The organism is Candidatus Symbiopectobacterium sp. NZEC135 (assembly GCF_025962695.1).
This window is the reverse complement of the sequence record NZ_JAGFPF010000333.1, coordinates 1-1762: the sequence shown is the minus strand read 5'-3', so window position 1 is coordinate 1762 and position 1762 is coordinate 1. Positions and strand designations below refer to the sequence as shown.

1 protein-coding gene is annotated in these 1762 nt (G+C 37.2%); it reads left to right on the top strand.

Annotated features, from left to right (window positions below; genetic code table 11):
- Positions 1-210: 210 nt before the first annotated feature.
- Positions 211-1762, top strand: a 1552-nt coding sequence (locus J5224_RS26550) for a hypothetical protein (RefSeq protein ID WP_264628161.1), incomplete at its 3' end; no start/stop codon positions are given.

Below are 1762 nucleotides of genomic sequence, written 5' to 3'. Positions count from 1 at the left end.
CCTCGGTTGCCGGAATGGCAGTCAATGATCATCCGGCGTTAGAGCATGAGGCTAATGTGTTGGGCGCTAAAGCGTTACGGGGCGTTTAGACCGTTGGGGGGGATAGCTATTAATTAAGTAGTGAAGTAATAATGAGTTTGGGTGTTGAAATATTACGTATAAATATAAATGGCCTGTAAGATTTGACAAAAATAAAAAAAAGGTTGGAATATGTATAAACAAATAGAAAAAACGGAGAGGAACAAGAATAGATCCGTTGCCAACGCTGCTTCTCAGAATAAAGGTGACCGGAAGACAAGTTTGGGGCTTGTGGATAATAGGCCTATACAGCCTTTGCAGTTTGTGATAAAGAACTATACGAACATAAATGAAAACAACTCTGTTATTGAGTCCAGTAATATCCAACCTCTCGCAACTGACACCTGTCTTTCCAGAACGCCAAATAAGTTCGAAAAAAATGTTAATCCTATACAGAGATTTATATCAAAATATTCTACAAGTAAAAGGCATGAATTAGCCTCTGAAGACCAATTGCAAAATTTGATTACACAATACCTGCATATTAAAGGGAAAGGCAGAGAAGCCCAAATAAGGCAAGTGATAGCAGAGCTAAGTGCTGCTCCTGGGTGGTATTCCTTAAATCAGGTACGATGTCATCTTCAAAAAATAGAGCCAGATAAAATAGCATTTGAGCATGTGTTTCAGGAAGATATTGACAGGCCTTTATTACCGACGGGCAGTTCGGAAAAAGGAATAGTTGATGTTACTAAAAGAAGACAGGCCATAAAAAATTTTTCTTTTACTACAGTAACAACGCTTGTTGCACAAGTGGTTTTAAGTGATGGAAATAGCTTTAATGTTGAGCTTCGTAATGTATCTGACCTAAGTAATATACCTGGCAGTAAGTATAATCGAGGTCATGCAGAAATGATCTTACTTCGACAAATTGATTCGGTTCTAATTAATAATAGAACTGAACCTAAGAAAATAACAATAACCATAAATAATAGCCCGTGTGAAGAGTGTACTGAAGATATTATCTGTTGGGCGAAAAAATATAAAAACTCAAAAATTATAATCCACTATGTCAACCCTTATGGAACAGAGCCGACAACATTAGATAAAATGGAAGAGTCCGGTATTTCAGTCTTTCCTTTTTCAGTATTGGATTGTATCGGTTCGGATACTGACGATGAGTTAAGTGAAAACGATGGACAAAATATTAGTGCAAAAGAAAAATTTCTGCGCTATGCGTTGAAGGCAAGTGAAGTTCAGGGTAAACGAAAAGCCGTAATACCAATAAAAAGTGGCTTTCAAATCGAGTCAGAATCAAGTCCATTTGACGAAAGCATAGAAGAGGAAATGCCTTTAAAGGATGTGCTGCACAAAAGTGTATTGTCTGAAGCTACTAGAATAGGGGTAGATCAATGTTATGATATTGGGTTTGCGGATGGAACTGATAATAATTGCTCAATTATCTCCATATTTAAGGCCGCTGATATTGATATTTCGAGCGAGGGCGCTAGTATTTATCGGGAAAGGTTGAATATTAATAATGATGGAGATATTGACCTAACCGCAGATGTGGCTTTAAATATATTAAATTTTGTCACCGAGCAAACAGGTAAGAAATATAAACTTTATGTTGTCTATGAGGGGGTGCCAGATGAATATCATAACCCTCAGCATGAGGTAACGGAACATGCTGATAACGGAGGGAGTGAACCATTATTTGTTTTTTTTGCTGGAACTCATTTTAGTC